The 23983-nt window shown below is 41.4% G+C and carries 22 protein-coding genes; all 22 read left to right on the top strand.

Annotation, left to right across the window (positions count from 1 at the left end):
* The first annotated feature begins 104 nt into the window (after nucleotides 1-104).
* A complete protein-coding gene (locus ACFQ19_RS00620; protein ID WP_379589933.1) occupies nucleotides 105-1391 on the top strand; it encodes a UDP-N-acetylglucosamine 1-carboxyvinyltransferase in 1287 nt (428 codons plus the stop codon).
* 743 nt (nucleotides 1392-2134) lie between these two features.
* Nucleotides 2135-3421, top strand: coding sequence for a transcription termination factor Rho (gene rho / locus ACFQ19_RS00615; RefSeq protein WP_379589931.1), 1287 nt, complete (start codon nucleotides 2135-2137; stop codon nucleotides 3419-3421).
* 177 nt (nucleotides 3422-3598) lie between these two features.
* Nucleotides 3599-3844 carry a type B 50S ribosomal protein L31 gene (locus ACFQ19_RS00610; RefSeq protein ID WP_379589929.1) on the top strand — a complete coding sequence of 82 codons (246 nt, stop codon included), beginning with the start codon at nucleotides 3599-3601 and terminating at the stop codon, nucleotides 3842-3844.
* A 252-nt stretch (nucleotides 3845-4096) separates the two neighbouring features.
* Complete coding sequence (locus tag ACFQ19_RS00605; protein WP_379589928.1) at nucleotides 4097-4729, top strand: thymidine kinase; 633 nt, start codon at nucleotides 4097-4099, stop codon at nucleotides 4727-4729.
* A 266-nt stretch (nucleotides 4730-4995) separates the two neighbouring features.
* On the top strand, nucleotides 4996-6066 hold the full coding sequence (prfA, locus tag ACFQ19_RS00600) for a peptide chain release factor 1 (RefSeq protein ID WP_379589927.1): 1071 nt from the start codon (nucleotides 4996-4998) through the stop codon (nucleotides 6064-6066).
* 3 nt (nucleotides 6067-6069) lie between these two features.
* A complete protein-coding gene (gene prmC / locus ACFQ19_RS00595) occupies nucleotides 6070-6933 on the top strand; it encodes a peptide chain release factor N(5)-glutamine methyltransferase (RefSeq protein WP_379589925.1) in 864 nt (287 codons plus the stop codon).
* Nucleotides 6934-7059: 126 nt separating this feature from the next.
* Entirely contained in the window at nucleotides 7060-7668 is a 609-nt protein-coding gene (spoIIR, locus tag ACFQ19_RS00590; RefSeq protein WP_379589924.1) for a stage II sporulation protein R, read from the top strand.
* Between the two features lie 107 nt (nucleotides 7669-7775).
* Nucleotides 7776-8177, top strand: coding sequence for a hypothetical protein (locus ACFQ19_RS00585; protein ID WP_379589923.1), 402 nt, complete (start codon nucleotides 7776-7778; stop codon nucleotides 8175-8177).
* Between the two features lie 235 nt (nucleotides 8178-8412).
* A complete protein-coding gene (locus tag ACFQ19_RS00580; RefSeq protein ID WP_379589922.1) occupies nucleotides 8413-9444 on the top strand; it encodes an L-threonylcarbamoyladenylate synthase in 1032 nt (343 codons plus the stop codon).
* A gap of 161 nt (nucleotides 9445-9605) precedes the next feature.
* Nucleotides 9606-10154 carry a manganese efflux pump MntP gene (locus ACFQ19_RS00575; RefSeq protein ID WP_379589921.1) on the top strand — a complete coding sequence of 183 codons (549 nt, stop codon included), beginning with the start codon at nucleotides 9606-9608 and terminating at the stop codon, nucleotides 10152-10154.
* Between the two features lie 148 nt (nucleotides 10155-10302).
* Complete coding sequence (locus ACFQ19_RS00570) at nucleotides 10303-10896, top strand: low molecular weight protein arginine phosphatase (protein ID WP_379589920.1); 594 nt, start codon at nucleotides 10303-10305, stop codon at nucleotides 10894-10896.
* Nucleotides 10897-11135: 239 nt separating this feature from the next.
* The gene (locus ACFQ19_RS00565; protein WP_379590297.1) at nucleotides 11136-12524 is read left to right on the top strand and encodes a methyl-accepting chemotaxis protein; all 1389 of its coding nucleotides are present in this window, start codon (nucleotides 11136-11138) and stop codon (nucleotides 12522-12524) included.
* Nucleotides 12525-12640: 116 nt separating this feature from the next.
* Nucleotides 12641-13189, top strand: coding sequence for a TIGR01440 family protein (locus ACFQ19_RS00560; RefSeq protein ID WP_379589919.1), 549 nt, complete (start codon nucleotides 12641-12643; stop codon nucleotides 13187-13189).
* Between the two features lie 303 nt (nucleotides 13190-13492).
* Nucleotides 13493-14728, top strand: a complete 1236-nt coding sequence (locus tag ACFQ19_RS00555) for a serine hydroxymethyltransferase (protein ID WP_379590296.1) — start codon at nucleotides 13493-13495, stop codon at nucleotides 14726-14728.
* 1078 nt (nucleotides 14729-15806) lie between these two features.
* A complete protein-coding gene (gene upp, locus ACFQ19_RS00550; protein ID WP_379589917.1) occupies nucleotides 15807-16436 on the top strand; it encodes a uracil phosphoribosyltransferase in 630 nt (209 codons plus the stop codon).
* A 585-nt stretch (nucleotides 16437-17021) separates the two neighbouring features.
* The gene (locus tag ACFQ19_RS00545; RefSeq protein WP_379589916.1) at nucleotides 17022-19220 is read left to right on the top strand and encodes a S8 family serine peptidase; all 2199 of its coding nucleotides are present in this window, start codon (nucleotides 17022-17024) and stop codon (nucleotides 19218-19220) included.
* A gap of 475 nt (nucleotides 19221-19695) precedes the next feature.
* The gene (locus ACFQ19_RS00540; RefSeq protein WP_379589915.1) at nucleotides 19696-20094 is read left to right on the top strand and encodes an ATP synthase subunit I; all 399 of its coding nucleotides are present in this window, start codon (nucleotides 19696-19698) and stop codon (nucleotides 20092-20094) included.
* A 64-nt stretch (nucleotides 20095-20158) separates the two neighbouring features.
* The gene (gene atpB, locus ACFQ19_RS00535) at nucleotides 20159-20881 is read left to right on the top strand and encodes a F0F1 ATP synthase subunit A (protein ID WP_379589914.1); all 723 of its coding nucleotides are present in this window, start codon (nucleotides 20159-20161) and stop codon (nucleotides 20879-20881) included.
* 48 nt (nucleotides 20882-20929) lie between these two features.
* Nucleotides 20930-21136 carry a F0F1 ATP synthase subunit C gene (gene atpE / locus ACFQ19_RS00530; RefSeq protein WP_379589913.1) on the top strand — a complete coding sequence of 69 codons (207 nt, stop codon included), beginning with the start codon at nucleotides 20930-20932 and terminating at the stop codon, nucleotides 21134-21136.
* Between the two features lie 182 nt (nucleotides 21137-21318).
* Entirely contained in the window at nucleotides 21319-21846 is a 528-nt protein-coding gene (locus tag ACFQ19_RS00525) for a F0F1 ATP synthase subunit B (protein WP_379589912.1), read from the top strand.
* Complete coding sequence (locus ACFQ19_RS00520) at nucleotides 21843-22385, top strand: F0F1 ATP synthase subunit delta (RefSeq protein ID WP_379589911.1); 543 nt, start codon at nucleotides 21843-21845, stop codon at nucleotides 22383-22385. The genes ACFQ19_RS00525 and ACFQ19_RS00520 overlap by 4 nt, the downstream gene beginning before the upstream one ends.
* Nucleotides 22386-22407: 22 nt before the next feature.
* Complete coding sequence (atpA, locus tag ACFQ19_RS00515) at nucleotides 22408-23919, top strand: F0F1 ATP synthase subunit alpha (protein WP_379589909.1); 1512 nt, start codon at nucleotides 22408-22410, stop codon at nucleotides 23917-23919.
* The last annotated feature ends 64 nt before the right edge of the window (nucleotides 23920-23983 follow it).

Below are 23983 nucleotides of genomic sequence, written 5' to 3'. Positions count from 1 at the left end.
CTGAAGCAGACATGCAGCGGGAAGAACCTCCGGCTGCGTCAGGCTTCATTTGCTAATACAACTTGTAGAGTGATACTCCACTTCCACAGGAACGAGGTTTTTACATGCAAAAGTTATTAATTGAAGGTGGACATGAACTATCCGGAGAAGTTCACATCAGCGGCGCTAAGAACAGTGCAGTCGCATTATTACCGGCATCTATACTTGCTGATTCCACAGTGACGATTGAAGGATTGCCGAATATTTCTGATGTGGATACATTAGGGGAACTGTTGGAAGAAATTGGCGGTTCGGTATCCCGGGACGGGCAGGACATGACAATCCATCCAGAGAAAATGGTTGCTATGCCATTACCAAATGGAAGAGTCAAAAAATTACGGGCATCTTATTACTTTATGGGTGCTATGCTTGGGAAATTTAATAAAGCAGTGATTGGCTTGCCTGGTGGATGCTATTTAGGTCCGCGCCCGATTGATCAGCATATTAAAGGTTTTGAAGCACTTGGTGCAGAAGTGACAAATGAGCAGGGTGCTATCTATTTACGTGCAAATGAGCTTCGCGGTGCACGCATTTATCTGGATGTTGTCAGTGTCGGTGCGACCATCAATATTATGCTTGCAGCCGTAAAGGCAAAGGGACAAACAATTATTGAAAATGCTGCTAAAGAGCCTGAAATAATTGATGTGGCAACTTTATTAACCAATATGGGTGCGAAAATTAAAGGTGTTGGAACAGATGTTATCCGTATTGATGGGGTTTCTTCCTTGCATGGCTGTACGCATACTATTATTCCTGACCGTATTGAAGCAGGCACGTATGCAATTGCAGCGGCAGCAATGGGGAAAGAAGTTGTCATTGATAATGTCATCCCGCAGCATATGGAGTCGCTGATTGCAAAATTACGGGAAATGAATATTGATATCGAGTCACATAACGACCAATTGTATGTTGCCCGATCAAATCCGTTAAACAGTGTGGATATTAAAACATTGGTCTACCCAGGTTTTCCGACCGATCTGCAGCAGCCATTTACAACGCTGCTGACCCAGGCAGGACATTCCGGAGTGATTAATGACACCATTTACTCTGCGCGCTTGAAGCATATCGATGAGCTTCGCCGGATGAATGCGGAAATAAAGGTAGAGGGCGGCTCTGTCATTGTTTCCGGTCCGACGCAATTAGAAGGCGCCAAAGTAAAAGCAAGTGACCTTCGTGCCGGAGCATCTCTGGTGATAGCCGGGTTACTGGCAGATGGCGTGACGGAAATTACCGGTCTGGATCATATTGACCGCGGTTATGAGAATTTAACGGCTAAGCTCTCTTCACTTGGCGCAAACATTTGGAGAGAAGAAATGACGGAATCAGAGATTTATCAAGATCAAAATACCTAAAAGAGGATGTTAAAAAGCATCATAAAATAAGGCGCTTCCTCAAAATAAGGTACCAGTTTTTGATAGTCGGCCATTTTTATATGCTTTTTAATTGTCTTCTTGAGGGAAGGTATCATAAAAGAGAAGTTCCCTTCTTTCTCTTTTGTGATATCGCTTTTGAGGATAGTTAGATTATCCGTTAACTGCTTTACAAGGATATATCTTTTTTCCTCTTCTAAAAGATATAATCTGTCCTCAAGTAACTTCAATAAAACTGGAAAGCCTGCATGATAGAATATCTTATCATTTCAGATGATTCAGATAAGCCATAGCTATCATGTGATAAAATTCCTCTATTTTTGACAAAAAAGTCTATTGAATCTTAAATTGTAAAAGAGTATGATAATAGATGTTTAATAAACTTAATAACTTCATTAAAAGACTGACAGTAAAATAGAAAAGAAAATGCATATTGCGGAAATACCGCATTCAGAAGCAGACGGCTAACGTTATTGTTATGGCAGCAAACGCATCAGCTGTAACGTTTGTTGTTTAAGCGTTTGTGGGCTTTTTGAACATCCTCTAAAGGAGCTTTTCGTTCAAAACATGGATAATGTCTGTTACCTTCAGACTTCTGCTATAGCTTCCAATTACTTCTCTTGAACAAGGTAAGTCTTCTCAGTATTCTTCCATGTATAGGGTTAATCTGTTTGAAATACTGTTATATCATATTTTAAAGAAATTAGAACAGGCGTGGTGATTTAATGGCAACACTGACAATCTCTAGCTTAGAGACAATGACATTAAAGGAAATTTATGCACTTGCAAAAGATTATAAAATTTCTTATTATGCAAAGCTGACAAAGAAAGAGTTAATTTTTGCAATATTAAAAGCGCAGGCAGAAAAAGACGGATTCCTATTTATGGATGGAATTTTAGAGATTATTCCATCTGAAGGCTTTGGATTCCTGCGTCCTATTAATTATTCTCCAAGTGCAGAGGACATCTATATTTCCGCTTCTCAAATCCGGCGGTTTGATTTAAGAAATGGAGATAAAGTATCTGGGAAGGTACGTCCGCCGAAAGAGAATGAGCGTTATTATGGTTTGCTGCATGTTGATGCAGTGAATGATGAAGACCCGGATTCTTCCAAAGAGCGTGTCCATTTCCCAGCTTTAACGGCACTTTATCCAAATAGACCTATCCAATTAGAGACAGAAACAAAACAATTATCAACCCGGATTATGGATTTAATGACACCGGTTGGCTTTGGTCAGCGGGGTTTAATTGTTGCGCCGCCAAAAGCTGGTAAGACAATGTTGATTAAGGAAATCGCAAACAGCATCTCCCAGAATCATCCGCATGCCAAACTGATTATCCTGCTGGTGGATGAGCGCCCGGAAGAAGTAACGGATATTGAACGTTCTGTAGGCTCCGATGTAGATGTAGTTTCGTCTACATTTGATGAAGTGCCGGAAAGTCATATTAAAGTATCTGAGCTTGTTTTAGAACGTGCTATGCGGCTTGTAGAACATAAGCGTGATGTGATTGTTTTGATGGATAGTATCACCCGCTTGGCCCGTGCATATAACTTGGTGATTCCTCCCAGCGGACGTACCTTATCAGGTGGTATTGATCCCGCAGCATTCCACCGTCCAAAACGTTTCTTCGGAGCAGCAAGAAATATTGAGGAAGGCGGAAGCTTTACCATTTTAGCGACAACGCTGGTAGATACAGGTTCGCGTATGGATGATGTCATTTATGAAGAGTTTAAAGGAACCGGAAATATGGAGCTGCATTTAAATCGTCATCTTGCAGACCGCCGCATTTTCCCTGCCATCGATATTTTACGTTCTGGAACCAGAAAAGAAGAACTCCTGGTGGAGAAAGCCCATTTAGATAAAATGTGGCTGCTGCGTAAAACGATGCAGGATTCCAATGATTTCTTGGACCGCTTCTTAAAACGCTTGAAAAATTCCAAGAATAACGAAGAATTTCTGCAGACAATGGACGAAGAAATGAAGCGAAAAGGGATGAATAATCGTCAATAAAGTCAGATGGAATACCATCCACCTTTTCTTTTATTGATAACTGCTATTGCAATTCATTCGATAGACTGTTATAATCTTTTTATGTGAGTTTAGGTAGGGTGCATTCTATTGCATCACGAACGACTCTTCGAATAACTCTGTTTCCAAGGGATTCAGGGCAAAAAGGAGTAGAAGAACATGAAACAAGATATTCATCCAGAGTACAGAAAAGTCGTTTTTCTGGACACTAGTACGAATTACAAGTTCTTAAGCGGATCTACAAGAGAATCAGACGAAACAATTGAGTGGGAAGACGGCAACACATACCCGCTGTTAAAAGTTGAAATCAGCTCTGATTCCCATCCATTCTACACTGGCAAGCAAAAAGCTGATAAAGTCGGCGGCCGTGTGGATCGCTTCAAGAAAAAATATAACCTTAACTAATTATCTGATGGACCGCAACCCGGTTCCAAAAGATTTTGTAAGGAATGAATTAGAAAAGACAGGCAAAATGTCTCATTTTGCCTGTCTTTTACTTTCCAGGCAAGTGAATGAAGGTGTATGATAGGTACGTGATATTTTGTCATGTCTTCAAATAAAGTAAGAACATATATGTGCTCTTTTTGAATGTCCTTTTTAAAAAGAGTTTTCATCTGCGTATACTTATATATTTATTCGCGAGAGGAGTTTCTCCAAATGCAAATTATGAAGCGGAACGGCTGGGTTGAATTAATTTGCGGCAGCATGTTTTCCGGAAAATCAGAAGAATTAATACGCCGTGTCAGAAGAGCAACGTTTGCCCATTTACATGTATGTGTGTTTAAACCGGCAATCGATACCCGCTATGATGAAACAGCAGTTGTTTCTCATGATGGTACAACGACGATTGCAAAATCCATCCGGGATGCGACAGAAATTTTAGAGGAAATAGAAGCAATTGAACCGGCTATTGATATCGTGGCGATTGATGAGGTGCAATTCTTTGAGAATAATGTGATTGATGTGATTGAAGCGCTCGTTCACAGAGATATTCGTGTGATTGTTGCCGGTTTAGATATGGATTTTCGGGGAGTTCCTTTTGAGCCGGTACCACAGCTTCTGGCCTTATCGGAATCGATAACCAAATTAAATGCTATCTGTCCGGTGTGCGGATCGCCGGCAAGCAGAACGCAGCGTTTAATTGATGGAAAACCGGCATCCTATGATGACCCTGTTATTATGGTCGGAGCTTCGGAATCTTATGAGCCGCGCTGCCGCCACCATCACGAAGTCCCGAACCGCCCAAAAGCCAATGTAACAAATGAAGCAGAAAAACAAACGAATCGTTAATATACAAAATGCCGGCGTCTTCTTCGCCGGTATTTTTTAGCAGGAAATAACTCTTTGGATCACTCCTCTGCATACTAAAATGAATGAGGGGGCATTTGAATCTTTTACAAAGCCCGCAGGCAGTTATGAACATAGAAATGTTACCATTCGAACAAAATAGGGAATGGAATGCTGAAAGTGCAATTTCTTTCGTATCAAATGTGCAATTGACCTTGATTCTTGCTTATAATATAATAAGACTGTTATAGAGAAAGAGGTGTATTCTCGTGTTAGATCGTTTACAGACACTGGAAGATCGGTATAATAAATTAAATGAAATGTTAAGTGACCCGGAAGTAATCAGTGATACCCAAAAGCTGCAAGCGTATTCGAAAGAGCAGGCCGGGCTGGAAGATGTTGTCCAGACTTACCGTAAGTATAAAGAAGTCACATCGCAACTGACAGATGCGAAAGAAATGCTGGATGATGAATCGGATGAAGAGATGCTGGAAATGACGAAAGCGGAAATCTCCACATTATCTCCTCAAAAGGAAGAGCTGGAGGAACAGCTGAAGATTCTGCTGCTTCCTAAAGACCCGAATGATGATAAGAACGTTTTTATGGAAATTCGCGGTGCTGCAGGTGGCGATGAAGCTGCTTTATTTGCTGGGGATTTATATCGGATGTATTCACGTTACGCTGAATCACAGGGCTGGAAAATTGACATTATGGAAGCCAGTTCCACAGGTGTCGGCGGTTATAAAGAGATTATCTTTATGATTGATGGCGCAGACGTTTACTCGAAGTTGAAGTATGAAAATGGTGCGCATCGTGTGCAGCGTGTTCCGGAAACAGAATCTGGCGGGCGTATTCATACTTCTACGGCAACCGTTGCTGTGCTCCCTGAAGCAGAAGAAGTAGAAGTAGATGTACATGAAAAGGATATTCGTGTGGATACCTTTGCTTCCAGCGGGCCGGGCGGTCAGAGTGTAAATACAACGATGTCAGCAGTCCGTTTAACGCATGAGCCGACCGGAATGGTGGTTTCCATCCAGGATGAAAAATCACAGATAAAAAACAAGGAAAAAGCAATGAAAGTATTGCGCGCCCGCATTTATGATCAAGTGCAGCAGGAAGCACAGGCGGAATATGATGAAAACCGTAAATCAGCGGTTGGCACAGGGGATCGTTCAGAACGTATTCGTACGTACAACTTCCCGCAAAACCGGGTGACTGATCACCGCATCGGTTTAACAATCCAAAAGCTGGATCAGATTATGCAAGGCAAACTGGATGAATTTATCGAGGCGCTGCTTATGGAAGAGCAAGCGCAAAAATTAGAACAGATTGGGGAATAACGCATGTCCCAGACAAAAATTTACGAAGTCCTTCAATGGGCTTCTCTTTTTTTAGAAAAAGCGGATAGAGAACCGAAAGTGGCTGAATTATTAATACAGCATCATTTAGGATTATCCAGGCAGGAATGGCTGTTTGCTTTACGTGATCCGATGCCAGAAGATAAACAGGAGCAAATAACGGCAGATATTAAAAAGCACGCGGAAACCGGAATTCCTGTACAGCATTTGACTGGACATGAAGCATTTTACGGCCGTTCCTTTCAAGTGAATAAGAACGTTTTAATACCGCGTCCAGAAACGGAAGAACTTGTGCTGGCAGTAAAAGAACATGTCGGTTTGAAATCAGAACCTGTACGAATTGCGGATATTGGAACAGGCAGTGGTGTTATTGCGATTACACTGGCGCTGGAATTAGAGCATGCAGCAGTATTTGCGACAGATATCTCAGCCGAAGCTCTGCAAGTGGCTGAGCAAAATGCCCGTCAATTAAAAGCAGATGTTACTTTTCGGCAAGGAGATTTTTTAACTCCCCTGCTGGATGAAGTTGATCCGCTTGATGTGATTGTTTCCAATCCTCCTTACATTGCTACATCTGACATTCAGGAGTTAAGCGATACAGTCCGTGATTTTGATCCGGAACTGGCTCTATTTGCAGAAGCAGAGGGTATGGCTGCATACTATAAAATGATTGAGCAAATGAAACAGATGCCTTTAAAGCCTTATACGTTGCTGGCTTTTGAAATTGGCTATACACAGGGGAAACTTGTGAAGCAGCATATTGAGCTGACATTCCCTGAAAGCCATGTGGAAATCAAACAGGATATAAACGGAAAAGACCGGATTGTCTTGGCAACCATTTTTAGTTAATGTCTTCATGCCCAACATAACAACATATTATACCCTGATTTCAAATATATATTTCTATAAATCTTGTATAAGCAGAAATCTCCTTGTCCAGACTATTTCATAAATAGGTGGAAGGGAGATTTTTTTATGAGAAAAGTTTGGTTTGCTATAGGACTTTTATTTTTATTATTATCTATTATTCCCGTTATTAGTGTAGCAAAAGAAATGCAAAATAAAGAGCTCGACTATCAAGTTATCCCGGACGAGGCGATCAGGCTGCGTATTTTGGCAAACAGTGATAGCCAGCGAGATCAGGATATCAAACATAAAGTTCGTGATGAAGTCAATGCGGTCATTACCGAATGGGTTGAAGATATAGATGACATTGAAGAGGCAAGGCAGCTGATTAATGACAGGCTCCCTGAATTAGAAACAGTGGTTACGGACATACTGGAAAAAGAAAACAATGGCCAAGATTTTCAACTGGAATATCGGGAGGATGTTTCCTTTCCTGCAAAATTATATGGAAACTATCTTTATCCGGAAGGGGAATATGAAGCGATATTAGTCACAATAGGAGAAGGTTCTGGTGCGAACTGGTGGTGCGTCTTGTTTCCGCCATTATGCTTTTTAGATTTCTTTAACGGTACATCGGTAGCGGAGGAAGAAGAAGCACAAGCACAAGCGCAGGCAGAAACAGAAGAGGAAGAAGTGGAAGTAGAATTCTTTCTATTTAAATGGTTAGGGTTGTCATAGTTTTGTTTAGGAAGACATACGCTTGTAGTAAAGGGAACTTGATGGAATATCCACAGTAAGCGGATGGCGTGAATCAGGTTGAAATCTAACGAATGGAGGATGACAAAATGCAAATCTACCAAGTCAAAGAAGCGAAACTAGAGCTGATGGAGGAATTTATTCAAAAGAATGAAGGGCTTTCCGGCAAAAAATTGACAAAAGATAGTTATGTGGTAGAGATAAACGGAAATATTGAAGGCTGTTTTAACCTGTATATGGTCGATGACACAACGTATTGGCTGAAACAATTGTATTTAACGAAAGAGCATATCCAAAAACTGTTTGTAGTTTTCGAAACGGTGTTGGTAATTTCCCGAAAAAATAATATAAAATGTGTATATGTGCATAATCAGAGCCCAGTTGTGGATATCTTATTGGAGTCTTTACAATTCAAAAGAGAAAGCGATGTCACTTTTAAAAATATAAATTCAGAAAAGAATGGGAATTGGTGGGCATATCAGGTTTCTTAGTCAGTTAAACATGACAAATTCCTATTATAAACACCATGATATTTATTTCTGTTTGTCAAGAGATAATTATGCACACTATTCACAAGAGGTTGTGCATAATTAGGGGATATATGTGTGCAAATAAAATTTTGTGGATAAAATCTGTGAATAATGTGCATAAGTGGATGGAATTCGCCATTTTTTGCGTTTCTATGATGTATCAACTACAATAGAAACGTAGAAAAGAGGGAAAGTTATGCACACGAAAGTATGGAAAATGAACACAGAAAACATCATAGATACAGATTTAAAGGAAGCAGCGGATATTTTGCAAGCAGGAGAGGTGGTTGCTTTTCCTACAGAAACGGTATATGGACTTGGTGCAGATGCAACGAATGAAGCAGCTGTACGTAAAATATTTGAAGCAAAAGGGCGCCCGCAAGATAACCCGTTGATCGCTCATGTTGCGTCAATAGAACAATTAGAGAGACTTGTCACTTTTATTCCGAACTATGTGTATACGCTAGTTAAAGCTTTTTCACCGGGTCCTTTAACATATATTTTGCCTGCGGGCGATGATTGTGCAGCTAATGTCAAAGCAGGTTTATCCACAATCGGGATGCGAATTCCCAGCCATCCTATTGCATTGGCTTTTATTCAAGCAACGGGAAAGCCGGTAGCAGCCCCAAGTGCCAACGTGTCCGGAAAGCCCAGTCCAACTGCTGCTGACCATGTCTATGAAGATTTAAACGGACGAATCAGCGGTTTGATTGACGGGGGACAGACTGGTGTTGGTTTGGAATCAACTGTTATCGATTGTACGGGAGATATCCCGATTATTTTGCGTCCCGGCGGAGTGACGAAAGAACAGCTGGAGATCGTGACAGGCAATTCCGTCATGGTGGATCCGGGGCTTGTCGCATCTTCGGAAGACCGCCCAAAAGCGCCAGGTATGAAATATAAACACTATGCACCAGAAGTGCCGCTTTATTTATTTACAGGTTCCAGCCAAGCATTTCGGAAGTTTGTGGATAAGGAAAAACGAGCAGGTAACAGGATAGGTATTCTTGTTTCCAATCAGACTGCCGTTGTTCTTGCAGAGGATATGTATATGCATCAACTTGGAAAAACCATTGAAGAAGTGGCGTCATCATTATATGATGGATTACGCTTTTTCAAGCAGGCAAATGTGGATAAGATCATTTGTGAAACTTTTTCAGAAGAAGGAATCGGCCAGGCTGTGATGAATCGTCTGCGAAAAGCAGCAGATGGTGTCATAGAGGAATAAAGGATAGTTTTCATCTCCTGTTAGACTTTATAAACGATAGTAAAATAATATAGCACGGAGCAGCGTATTTCCAGAGCAGCAGATATATAATGTAAAAACATTCATATCGTGTCCTTATAAAGCATAAGTTGTACAAGCATGCTTTAAAGGGGGATGTATGGATGTTTTTTTCAATCGAATTACTTTCATTAGCCTTGCTTGCAGTCGGTTTAAGCATGGACGCTTTCTCCATCAGCCTAGGCCTGGGGATGAATAAGATACGCTTGAAGCGGATTGCGGTGATCGGGCTGGTAATCGGCAGTTTCCATATGCTTTTCCCAATGGCAGGCATGCTGCTTGGACATGCTTTATCAGAGCAAGTAGGACAGTGGACAGCCATAGCTTCAGGAATTCTGTTATTTTTTATTGGCGCCCATATGTTTTTCTCTGCTTTTCGCATATCGGATGAATATCGATGGCAGCCGGCTGGTATCGGATTATGGATATTGGCAGGCAGTGTCAGTCTGGACAGTTTTACAGTTGGTTTTAGTCTTGGTATCTCAGGTGTAACCATCGTTATTACCCTCCTTATTTTTGGAGTCGTAAGCTGTTTATTAACCTGGGCGGGTTTGTTATTAGGCAGACATCTGCAAGGATTCCTGGGTACTTATAGTGAAATACTTGGAGGGCTTATTCTTTCTTGTTTTGGCATCTATATGTTATTCAGCTGATGAGAGAAGCTTTATTGTCTGTGAAAATGTTTCTCCGGATATAAATAATAAAATAACCTGTATTCGTAAAGTAGTGCGGATATTTCTCCATTCGTGATATGATAAAAGAAAATATGTTTACAAGGACGATAAATAGGAGGATATACCTATGAATGTGCTATTTGTATGTACAGGAAACACATGTCGCAGTCCGATGGCTGAAGCGATGTTAAAAAATCGTGCAGAAACAGATATACAAGTGAAGTCTTGCGGCATTTCAGCGATGCCGGGAGCACAGATGAGCAGCCAGACAAAAGAAGTATTAAGACAACAAGGAATTGACATGCCTCACGAAGCAACGCCAATCAATGATTCTCTCGTACAGTGGGCAGATTGGATTCTGACCATGACTGCTTCCCATAAAGAAACACTCTGGTTCCGATATCCCGAAAACAGAAAAAAGCTCTATACACTTAAAGAATTTGCCCTGCATGCCGATAAACAAATATGGAACCAATTAGAAAAAGCCTATGCAGATTTGGAAGAAAAGAAAAGGCGCTATTCAGAACAATCTGATTCAGAAATGGACGCGGCGGGGCAAAGCGTGTATGAAGTCTGCCGCGAAGAAATGGAAACTATTCATCATTTAAAAAGACAGCTGACCCATTCGGATATTGCTGATCCGATTGGAGGTTTGGCTCTGGACTACTTAAGGACAGAGCAGGAAATTGAAGCATGTTTGAACCAATGGTTATCCCCATAAACCATGTTTCTAAACGATGCATCTTGCAAACGTGCACGGAACAAGAGGGTTGGGACATCTTCTTGAGCGTAAATATACACCGTATTCCATGTAAGTGATGGAATGTCCGTAAATGAAGAAAAAAATAGACCCTGGATTTCATAGCGCTTATTCCAGGGTCTTTCCGTTTATAAAAAACCATTTCCGCTGCTTAGAGCTTGCTATAATAATATGAAACATATTGGAGAGTGGGCATTGTGATGGGAAAAAGATATCGATTCAGTCTGAGATTAAAACTTGTTGTATTTACCACCTTGTTAGCACTAATTACATACTCAACAAGTGCTTTCTTTATTTACATTTTATTTGACTATATACGTTCCTGGATGCATGTAACCCAGCAAACTTTTGTGATTTCTACCTTGCTGGCCGGTGTGATATGGTCGGGTATTCTAGCTTTTTTCGCTGCAAGATGGATTACAAACCCGCTGCAAAAGCTGGAAAAGATTACAGGAGAAGCTGCGAAGGGTAATTTGGAAGTACGGGCGGAAATTCCGAAATCAGATGATGAGATGAAATCATTATCAGTTGCTGTGAACAGTATGCTCGAAAGTTTAAGTAAAATGGTGAAAAATATTGATCAGCACTTTGAGGAAACAAATCGGACGGTTCACCAGTTGAAGGAAGCATCGAATACGGCAACAAAACATGCTGCTGCTATTGGTGATTCTGTCAGTGAAATATCCGATGGGGCGGAAAATGCATCTCGCGCGACACAGGAAACGGTCGGATCGATTGAAGTGGCAACAGATTTAGCCAATGAAGTGCAAAATAAAGCGGAGACATCCAAAACACAGTCTCATGCCATGATCGATATGCTGGAAGAGGGACAACATGTAGTGAAGCAGTTGGTGGATGGGATGAATCGTATCGCAGTGGAACAAGAAGTGTCTTTGGAAGATGTGAATCATTTACGCCAAAGTACGATGGAAGTGGAAGGGATCATTACTTTGGTTGGAGAGGTTGCAGAGCAAACCAACTTACTGGCGCTGAATGCTTCTATTGAAGCTGCGCGGGCAGGAGAACATGGAAAAGGTTTTGCAGTTGTTGCGGAAGAGGTGCGGAAACTGGCTGATCAAAGTGGAAAAGCAGTAAACGATATTTCCGAGCTGCTGCTTTCGATTCAAACAGATGTCAAACAGCTGGCTGAAAAAATTAATATCAACGCTAAATCCGCGCGGGAGGAAGTGGGCCGCGGTGAAAACACGAATCGTACCATTACAGAAATGGGGACAACGGTAACGGAGACAGCTTCGCAGGTGGATAAGATTTACGAATTGGTGGAACAGCAGCTGCAATCAATTCAAAATACAGCAAACCAATCACAGGAAGTAGCGGCTATTGCAGAAGAAACATCTGCCGGTACGCAGGAAGTTCACGCCGCGATTCAAGAACAAATTGGCACCATGGAACAAGTCGATGAGTTAGCGGGACAGATGGAAGAACATGCCGGGAATTTAAGAGAGCATATTAAACAATTTAACGTGAAGGAAGAAATGGAGACTTTCGGTGTGATGTCCATGAGGCGTTTCGATAGCAGCGGGAACGATTTAGATGAAAACAAGCATCAAGATGTATCGTCATTTTAAAAAAATCATGGTATGCTAGAGATGATTCTATTATTTGTTGCTGTGTCAAATGAATGTACAGAAGAATGATAGGTATGCGTATAAAAAAGCCGACAAACAAAGCGTAAGGGTGTGTCATGATGATAGCTGAAGAGTTAGAACAAGTTATAAATCAATGGCTGGCCATAAACAGTCCGCAAAAAGATGAAATTGTTGTCATTGGCTGTTCAACAAGTGAGGTAGCTGGTCAGCCTATTGGAACAAGCGGAAGTACGGATATTGCCAAAAGCCTTTATGAACAGATGACGAAATTTCAAAAGCAGACAGGCGTCCATCTTGCTTTTCAATGTTGTGAACATTTGAATCGCGCTCTTGTTGTAGATTGGCAGACAGCTGTCCAATATAAACTGGAGGAAGTTACTGCTGTGCCCGTTCCGGAAGCAGGAGGTTCCATGGCAAGTTATGCTTACAGACAAATGGAACATCCGGTTGTTGTGGAAAGTATCCAAGCCCATGCCGGAATGGATATTGGTGAAACAATGATTGGCATGCATTTAAAGTCGGTACCTGTGCCGCTGAAATTGGAACAGCGCACCATTGGCCATGCCAGAGTCAGAGCAGCCCGGACCCGCCCGAAATTAATTGGCGGTCAACGGGCATTCTATGGCGAAAATACAGGCAGGTAATGTATTTCTTCTCATTTGAACAACAAATAATTATAAAATGACATTTCATTCAGCGGGCGTTTGTGGAGGCATAAACGTTTTCAATACGCGAGGGAGCGTCATCTCCAGCCCGAGATTCATGACGCTGCGAGCTTCGTATGCTTCTTTCTTCTCCCGCTGAAAGTTAGTTGAGTGACTCAGAGAGCTAATTCACCTGATGTCCCGCCTAAATCCATTTATTTGTATGCTTTATTTTAAGGCGGGAGTTTCTCGGGTGAAGCTCCATGATAAATTTTCACCTATATAGGAGGCTGTGCAGTAATGATGGAATATGTAAAACAAGCAGATAATGAAGTTTTTCAGGCGATGATGCAAGAGAAGGAGCGTCAGCATGATAAAATTGAGCTGATTGCTTCTGAAAACTTTGTATCCAAACCGGTGATGGATGCGATGGGTTCTATACTCACCAATAAATATGCGGAAGGTTATCCGGATAAACGCTACTACGGCGGCTGTGAGTATGTTGATATTGTAGAGGATATTGCCAGAGAACGGGCGAAGGAAATATTCGGCGCGGACCATGCCAATGTACAGCCTCACTCCGGTTCTCAAGCGAATATGGCAGTATATTTCACTTTTCTGGATCCTGGTGATACGGTATTAGGTATGAATTTAAATCATGGCGGGCATTTAACACATGGAAGCCCGGTTAACTTCAGCGGCGGTTTGTACAACTTTGTTGACTATGGCGTAGATAAAGAGACAGAGCAGCTGGATTATGATGCTGTGCTTGAAAAAGCAAAAGAAGTAAAACCAAAACTGATTGTTGCCGGCGCGAGTGCGTATTCACGAAGCATTGATTTTAAGAAATTCCGAGAGATTGCAGATGCAGTTGGTGCTTATCTGATGGTGGATATGGCCCATATCGCCGGATTGGTTGCAACAGGTCACCATGCAAATCCGGTTCCATATTCTGATTTTGTCACCACTACAACGCATAAAACATTACGCGGACCGCGCGGCGGTATGATTCTCTGTAAAGAGGAGTATGCGAAGAAGATTGATAAAGCCATCTTCCCGGGTATTCAAGGCGGCCCTTTAATGCATATCATTGCAGCCAAAGCTGTTTCTTTTAAAGAAGTCTTATCCGATGATTTTAAAACCTATTCCGGAAACATCGTCGATAATGCGAAAGCACTTGGAGAAGCATTGCAAAAAGAAGGTATCCGAATTGTTTCCGGCGGTACAGATAATCATTTATTATTATTAGATGTGACACCATTGAATTTGACAGGAAAAGCTGCTGAAAAAGCGCTGGATGATATTGGTGTGACAACGAATAAAAATACAATTCCTTTTGATACAGAAAGCCCATTTGTTACAAGCGGCGTGCGTATCGGAACAGCAGCTGTAACCACACGCGGATTCGGTATAGAGGAAATGAAAGAAATTGCTGCCATTATCTCTCTTACACTTAAAAATTTAGAAGATGAAGCTAAATTAAATGAAGCAAAAGAACGTGTACAGACACTAACAGATAAATTCCCGCTTTATAAATAAGATAGAGTGAAAGATATCCCCATTGTGGATAAAAAAAACGATAACAAATAAAGCAATTACTCAACTTTCGCACCTTAAAAAGTAGTTTCATTTCCAGAGAAATAGGAGTTGATCGTTCCTTTGTTAACTCCCTTGACAAGAATAGAAGGTAAGGTGTAAGGCTACCGCTGCGGCGGACCGTTTTGCTTTCCTAGGGGCACGCTCTTCAGCTAACTTTTGCCAAGAAGAGCGCTTGGCAAAAGTGGATCTTCAGATGGTGCTGATCCCTCAGGAGTCAAAACGGTCCGCCTCCGCTAGCGAGATTTTCTATGCATGAAAAAGATGAACAAAAAAGTTAGATCAGACAGAACAAATTTTTCGAGCTGCGTGGTAAAAAATAATCAGCAATCATTCCTTTCTGTGCATGAAAGTCATTATTCATCTAACTTCATCAGGTTGTTATTTCTGCTAAGCGCTGTAGCGTCCTATTAGAGCGCAGGCCAACCACGGAGATTCCTAGTCGGCTAAGACCGGTCACGTCCTGTGACCAACGGCCGACACTAGGACGTCCTGGGACTGCGCTTACTCGCCCCATCAAAACCGTTGTACGTCGGAAAGCGAAGGGCTTGGCCGGAGCGGCGCTATGCACAATCACCAATTCCAAAATGGCCGGATATTTAACTAAAAGCAAGCATGACAATGGAGATCATGTTCATCCTGAGATAGCAAGATATATATGCTTATTCTTAGGTGCGAAAGTTGAGGCAATTAAAAATCCGCAGCGCAGTTATAAACTGTTTTGCGGATTTTTAATTACAATCAGCTTGATTTCTCCTCGAAACAGCGAGATAATAAAAAGAGACTTTTCATCAAAATCTATGGTTTATATTATTCCATAAATAAGTTAACCAAACGAACTAGCGGCTGCTATTATCAAAAATATAGTCATTTGCACCAATCGATTTTGGTGTTGAGCCAAAAAGGAAATTATAATTTTTGCAATAAACTATTATTCATTTCATGAAGCAGATTAGCTTGAAAGAACACGTGATTTTCAGTACAATTTGAACGATATATAAATTGAAGGAGTGATCCTGGCGTGAGTAATGTATTTGTATTTGATCATCCGTTAATTCAACATAAATTAACGTATATTCGTGATAAAAATACGGGAACAAAAGAATTTCGCGAGCTTGTAGATGAAGTAGCGATGTTAATGGCATTTGAAATTACAAGAGATTTACCGACATCTGATGTAGAAGTAGAGACACCAGTAAAGACTTCCAATTCCAAAGTATTAGCTGGCAAAAAGGTCGGACTGGTACCGATTCTTCGCGCAGGTTTAGGGATGGTAGACGGCGTACGTAAACTGATTCCGGCAGCAAAAGTCGGCCATGTTGGTTTATATCGTGATCCGGAAACATTGAAACCGGTCGAATACTATGTGAAGTTGCCAAATGATATCGAAGAACGTGAATTGATTGTTATTGACCCGATGCTGGCAACAGGCGGATCAGCAATTGACGCCATCGGTGCTTTGAAAAAACGCGGTGCGAAAAATGTCCGTTTAATGTGTCTTGTAGCTGCACCAGAAGGCGTGAAAGCAGTACAGGAAGAACACCCGGATGTAGATATTTACTTAGCAGCTCTCGACGATAAACTGGATGACCACGGCTATATTGTACCTGGCCTTGGCGACGCAGGAGACCGTCTATTTGGAACCAAATAAGAACACAAGAAACAGACTGGATATCACATCCGGTCTGTTTTTGTTTAAAGAATCAAAAAGTATACCATTTTGCAACGGTTTTAATAGACCGAGTAATCGCAGGTCTCAATGGTGTCAGGTTAATATGACCGCTGCAGAAACACACTACGCTTTCCGCCGTCTTACCAAACCACCCCCAAAGATCGGGGGACGCAGTTGTTACGTTTTTAAACGACGCTTTCCGCTTTCCTTTCAGGAGTCAAAACGGTCCGCCTCCGCTAGCAAGTTATTCTATACGATTGACATAGCTGAACAAATACAAGTAGATCAGACAAAACACATTTTTCGTGGTGCATGGTAAAAATGTTCAGCAATCATTCCATTCTGTGCATAGAAGCTATACACTATATCCTGTTCAAAAAATAGCAGGATGATTGAACGAAAAGCAAGCATGATAATAGAGATTATGTTCATTCTGGAACAGCAAGGTTTATATGCTTATTCTTCGGTGCGAAAGTTGAGTGAAATGTTAATAATTTTGCTTTTTCTTTATTTGAATAAAATAACTTTTTTCCACGAAAACTACGCTGTAAAGGTGGAGATGTTATGTGGAAAAAAGTGCTGTGTTTATGGATGGTTTGCATGATTTTAACACTGATACCAACCGTGCAGGATGCGTTTGCTGAAGATAAAAAACAAACACTCATTATAGAAGTAGAAGGGGACCCTGAAAAAGTAAAAAAAGAAATCGAGACGTACCATCCGTTTGTTGAAGTTGTAGCTGTATACGATATTGTTTTTGAAGGACTTGCTGTTGAAGGGAAAACAGAACAATTGGCCGAACTGGGTTCGATTGAACAAGTGAAAACACTTCATCAGGAACAAACGTATGAAACACAGCCTTACCATGCAGAAAAAGCGGAAACAGTAGAAAAAATGGACCCGTCCGCCTCAGAACCTTATGATATAAATCCAACCGATTTTACCGGAAAAGGTGTCAAAGTAGGTGTTATTGATACAGGAATTGATTATGATCATCCGGATTTGCAAAAAAATTATCAAGGCGGTTATGACCTGGTTGATTTTGACGATGACCCTATGGAAACCATGCCCGAAGAAGGACCCCCTACGGAACACGGGACGCATGTTTCCGGAATTATTGCCGGCAATGGGGATATAAAAGGAGTCGCCCCAGATGCGGAATTATATGCTTACCGCGCCCTGGGCCCAGGTGGATCCGGTTCTTCCGTTCAAGTATTAGCGGCATTGGAAAAAGCCATAGAAGACGAGATGGATATTATCAATCTGTCGCTTGGGAATGATGTCAATATTCCAGATTACCCAACAAGTATGGCTGTGAACCGTGCCAGGGAATTGGGCATTATCGTGGTGATTGCCAATGGCAACAGCGGTCCGGATGCATGGACAGTCGGTTCTCCGGCAACAGCAGACCATTCCGTTTCTGTAGGAGCATCGACAACGCCGCAGAAAGAACCGGTACTAACAGATACATTTGAAGAACAAGAGATTCCTTTGCTCGAAGCAATTGGATCCCCGGCGTGGGAGTTAGACAATGATTACCAGCTTATCGATATGGACAATATGGAACAGGGACAGTCCTTGCATGGAAAAATTGCCCTAACAAGACGAAAAGAAATTCCCTTTTTTGAATTGGCATTACAAGCAGAAAGCATGGGAGCAGAAGGGTTAATTGTTTATAATTCGGAAGCTGGACCGTTACAGGTATCTGTAGACAATAACCGCCAGCCTGTAAATATTCCCGTTGCTTCTATTCAAAAAGAAGAGGGCGAGTGGCTGCAGTCGCAAATAAATAAAGGAAACTATTTTATCGATTCTGTACAAAAAGACAATAAGATTACCATTGCACCATTTAGTTCGAGAGGGCCAGTTACCGTCCAATGGAATATTAAGCCAGATGTTTCAGCACCTGGAGCAACGGTTTGGAGCACAGTTCCGGGAGGGTATCAAGCAATGAACGGAACAAGTATGGCCTCTCCGCATGTAGCTGGAGCATTTGCCGTTCTAAAAGAAGCGCATCCGGATTGGACGGATGAGCAGCTGGTAGGAGCTCTGAAAACAACAGCGCAGCCTTTTGAAGAAGAGAAACAGCCCTTAAATGCAACGACACAGGGCATGGGGCTGATTCAGTTGGGAGCTGCTGCTGATCCAACTACCATCATACATGATCCACAACTGGAGTTCGGTAAGCTAAATCATTATCAGGAAGCGTTTGCTGAAACAGTTACGATCGAAAATAAAACAGATAAGGAACAGACCTATTATTTTGAAACACCAGAGCGGAAAGACGGCTTCGTCTGGGATATTCCGCAATCTTTTACAGTGGATCCGCAAGCAAAAAAAGAAATAACGATAAAGCTTTCGATGAACCGGGACCGTCTGGAGAAAGGCGTTCATGAAGACTGGCTGACACTGAGAGAAGGGGAAAGAAACTACGATTTGCCTTACATTATTGTTAATCAGGAAGCTGACCAGCCAAAGACAGCAGGGTTTGAATTTTATCTGGAACCTTTTGAAAATGCGGATTATAAATACCAGTTCTATGTAACGGAATCCGTGAAAAAGATGGATGTCAGTTTATACAACCCGGAAACTTTTCTGTTTGAAAGAAAGCTGCTGGAAGAAACGGAATTGGATGAAGGGATGCACGAAGGCGTTCTTAGCCGAGAAGAAGCTGGAGCACCTGGATATTATCTGGCGTTTATCACAGCACAACTTGAAAATGGAGAGTTTGAACAAATGGAAACAATGATTTTGATTGAATGAAAATATACCTGGATTTTCATCCGTTCGGTATAGTAAAAAAGACACGTTCACAAAACTGTCATTTATTGTTGGAAGCATTTGTGAATTCGTTTCCTTGAGAAGCCTTTCACAAATGCTTTTTCATGGGCAATGAAACCGCTCGAAGGTGCATTATTACAGTTTTAAAAATACATTGAACATTATGTGATAGTCGTTGACAACTCTTACAGGCGTATTGTACACTTACGTAGTGTGGAGAAAAGGGAGAGCAGTATTAGCCCATTGAAAAATTGATGCTTTCTGAAAGCTTGCGAAATGCATTTCTCTGCCTTTTATACATAAGATGCAATGTTATGTAACACCTCCGCATCTAAGACTACAAGTAGTATTACCCAGCAAGAAGATCCCCAACTTGATTGAAAACGAAAACGGATGCAAATTCATGTTTCTGACAGTAATTTCTAAGTTGACGGGCATTAGGAGTGGAACAGCATTGATGTCTAATTTTGATAATATGGTTATCCGTCAGCGAAAATGGATGTTTTACTGGTTGGCAATCTTAGTACTTTGCGCTGGATTTCTACCACAAACCCGAATTTTTCTCGGCTTAATCTTAGGTAGTAGTGTTAGTTTTTATAACTTGTGGTTATTGCAGTACAAGTCCAATCAACTTGGAAAGACGGTTGCAGCAGGAGAAAATACTAGAAGCGGTTTAGGTACATTTTCCAGAATGACTGCTGCTGTTCTGGCTGTTGTTATCGCTATGCAGTTTGAGGAATACTTTCATTTATACGCAGTTATTTTTGGAATTATCTCTTCTTATGTGATAATGGCACTAGATATCATTTTCTATCAGATTATCATACGTAATCGACAACGGGATAAATCGTTCTAATATTCCATGTTGATGAGGGTTTTGACCATCTTCTACAAATAGTTTTAGTAAAGGGGTGATAATTTTGGATCACGAAAATCCGATAGTTCATGATGTCTTTGGGATACCAGGTGCGGATTTAAACCTTGCCAACCTTTTAATGACTTTTATTGTGTCACTCATTGTGTTTGTTTTTTGTGTGTGGGGAAGCAAAAAATTGCAAATGAAACCGACAGGGATGCAGAACTTTATGGAATGGGCAGTAGAGTTTGTCAAAGGCATCATAAAAGACAATATGGATTGGAAAACAGGAAGATTATTTCTTCCGCTAGGGTTAACACTTATTTTTTATATCTTAGTAAGTAACCTGGTAGGTGTAGCTACTGTCGGGGTAGTTGGACATGATTTATGGTGGAAATCCCCGACTGCAGATCCAGTGATGACATTGACATTGTCTGTAATGGTTATTTTATTAACGCATTACTATGGCATAAAACTACGGGGAACCAAATCATACTTAAAAACATTCGTAAGTCCCGTACCGCTTATGTTGCCATTTAAAATTGTTGAAGAATTCACAAACACCTTAACGTTAGGTCTTCGTTTATTCGGAAATATTTATGCAGGTGAAATCTTATTAGGCCTACTGATTGGGATGGCAACATCATCCGTATTCGGGTTTTTAGGAGCAGCACTTCCAACACTGGCTTGGATGGGCTTCAAACTCTTTATCGGTACTATTCAAGTTTATGTATTTGTTATGTTAACAATGGTGTATATGTCTCACAAAGTGAGCGCAGACCATTAAATAAAATAATAATTTATTTTTTTACACATAAAAAGGAGGAAATTATTCATGGGAGCTTTAGCAGCAGCAATCGCAATTGGACTAGCAGCACTAGGTGCAGGTCTTGGTAACGGTATGATCGTAAGTAGAACAGTAGAAGGGATTGCCCGTCAACCAGAATTAAGAGGTCCGCTTCAAGGAACAATGTTTATCGGGGTTGCATTGGTTGAGGCGATTCCAATCATCGCAGCGGTTATTGCATTTATGGTAATGTAATTCGTTCCTAATTTTTCAGAAATATAATGGCGAAGTTTATCTCAGGGAGAATCTTCGCCATTCCTTTATGCAAGAATAGCAGTTCAGAAAAATAATACGAAATTTTCATGCTTTATATATGAAATAGAGAAGGAAGCTTCTCTATTTATAGCGATAACGTCTTAGCGAAAGGAGTGGAATTCATGCATTCATATACTGATTTATTGATACTTGGAGCTGATATCGGTGGCCTGCAATGGGTAGATATGCTCGTTCAGCTTTTCTTCTTCATTGTACTCCTGGCATTATTGAAAAAATTCGCTTGGGGCCCATTGATGAATATGATGGAAAAACGTGAACAATATGTAGCGAATGAAATCGAAGAAGCTGAAAAAAGTAGAGCTGATGCAGAAAAAGCTTCTCAAGATGCAACGGAGCAACTCAATCAAGTGAGAGCAGAAGCTCAAAAAATGATTGAAGATGCAAAAGCAGCAGGCCAAAAGCAAGAAGAGCAAATTATTGCGTCTGCCAAGGAAGAAGCAGAGCGTATTAAAGAAGCTGCCCAAGCAGATATTCAAAATGAAAAAGAGAGAGCTATCGAAGCGCTGCAAGATAAAGTGGCGTCTCTATCTGTATTAATTGCAAGTAAAGTGATTGAGAAAGAGTTAGACGAGCAAGATCAGGAGAACCTGATTAACGAATACATTAAAGAGGTAGGAGAAGAGCGATGAGTAATGAAGTAGTTGCAAAACGATACGCTGATGCTCTTTTCAGACTTGGCAGTGAACAACAAAAAACAGAACAGCTTGCAGCAGACTTTAAAGTTGTCAAGCCTGTTTTTCAAAACGATAAGAAATTAGCTGAATTCCTGACACATCCAAAAATTGATCTGGCAACAAAGAAACAACTTGTCGTAGATGCATTTCAAGGAGTGGACGAAACCGTTTTGAACACCCTTCAATTACTGGTGGACCGTCATCGCACATCGATTATTCCAGCCATTATTGACGAATACCTTATTCTCGTAAATGATGCAAAAGGAATGGCAGATGCTACCGTATATTCGACAAGACATTTATCGGATGATGAAAAGACTCAACTAGAGCGTTCTTTTGCTGCCCGATTAGGAAAAAGCGCCGTTCAATTTAACAATATCGTTGATCCGTCGATTCTTGGAGGAATCAAGATTCGTGTTGGAAACACGATTTATGATGGGACAGTCAAAGGGAAGTTGAATCGAATCTCCCGTAGAATTGTGTCTGCTAATTAAATGATGATAGGGGTGAAATGGTATGAGCATTAATGCTGAAGAAATTAGTACGCTGATAAAAAAGCAAATTGAAAATTTTGATTCAGACATAGAAGTTACTGATGTTGGAACAGTTATTGAAGTCGGGGATGGAATTGCACGTGCACACGGACTGGATAATGCGATGGCAGGAGAACTGCTGGAATTTCCTAACGGAGTCATGGGCCTCGCTCAAAACTTAGAGGAAAGCAATGTGGGTATTGTTATTCTTGGTCCTTTCGAAGGTATTAAAGAAGGAGATGAAGTTCGCCGTACCGGCCGCATCATGCAAGTACCGGCTGGAGAGGAACTTTTAGGACGCGTGGTGAACCCGCTGGGACAGCCGATTGATGGACAAGGTGCGATTGAAACATCCAATACACGTCCTATCGAAGCACAGGCACCAGGCGTAATGGATCGTAAATCTGTTGATGAACCGCTGCAAACAGGTCTAAAAGCGATTGACGCACTTGTGCCAATTGGACGAGGACAACGTGAGTTAATCATTGGTGACCGCCAAACAGGAAAAACAACTGTTGCAGTGGATACGATCTTGAATCAGGGCGACCAAGATATGATTTGTATCTATGTCGCAATCGGTCAAAAAGAATCCACTGTCCGTTCGACGGTAGAAACATTCCGTAAGCATGGAGCACTGGATTATACCATTGTGGTCACTGCAGGTGCATCAGACCCGGCTCCATTACTATACTTAGCGCCATATGCCGGAGTGGCTATGGGCGAAGAGTTTATGTATAACGGCAAACACGTACTTGTTGTGTATGATGACTTATCCAAACAAGCGGTTGCTTACCGTGAACTTTCTCTGTTACTTCGCCGCCCGCCAGGCCGTGAAGCATTCCCGGGAGACGTATTCTACTTACATTCCCGTTTATTAGAACGTGCAGCAAAATTAAATGATTCAAAAGGCGGCGGATCGTTAACAGCCTTGCCTTTCGTTGAAACACAGGCAGGAGATATCTCCGCATATATCCCGACCAACGTTATTTCGATTACAGATGGTCAGATTTTCTTACAATCCGATCTGTTCTTCTCCGGAGTGCGTCCGGCGATTAACCCAGGTCTGTCTGTATCCCGTGTCGGCGGTTCTGCGCAGATCAAAGCCATGAAAAAAGTTGCAGGTACACTGCGTCTGGACTTGGCATCATTCCGTGAGCTGGAAGCATTCTCCCAATTCGGTTCTGATTTGGATAAAGCAACCCAAGCGAAACTGAGCCGTGGACAACGTACAGTAGAAATATTAAAGCAGGGACTTCATAAACCAATGCCGGTTGAAAAACAGGTAGCTTCTATTTATGCCTTAACAAGAGGATTCTTAGATGATATTCCTGTAGAAGATGTTCTGCGTTTTGAAGAAGAAATGGGTATCTGGCTGGAGCATAATAAAAAAGAGCTGCTAACCAGTATCCGTGAGACAGAAAAACTTCCAGATGAAGAAGAATTCAGCGGAGCTATCGAAAGCTTTAAGAAAACATTCTTGCCATCTGATAAGTAAGATGTCCTGTAAATTCAAAAAAAGTAATTGTCACCAAGCTTGAAGGTGACAGGTTAAATGACAC

The organism is Oceanobacillus locisalsi, from assembly GCF_042675985.1.
GTDB lineage: Bacteria > Bacillota > Bacilli > Bacillales > Amphibacillaceae > Oceanobacillus > Oceanobacillus locisalsi.
The sequence above is the reverse complement of the archived record's forward strand: the minus strand, read 5'-3'. Positions and strand labels throughout refer to the sequence as shown.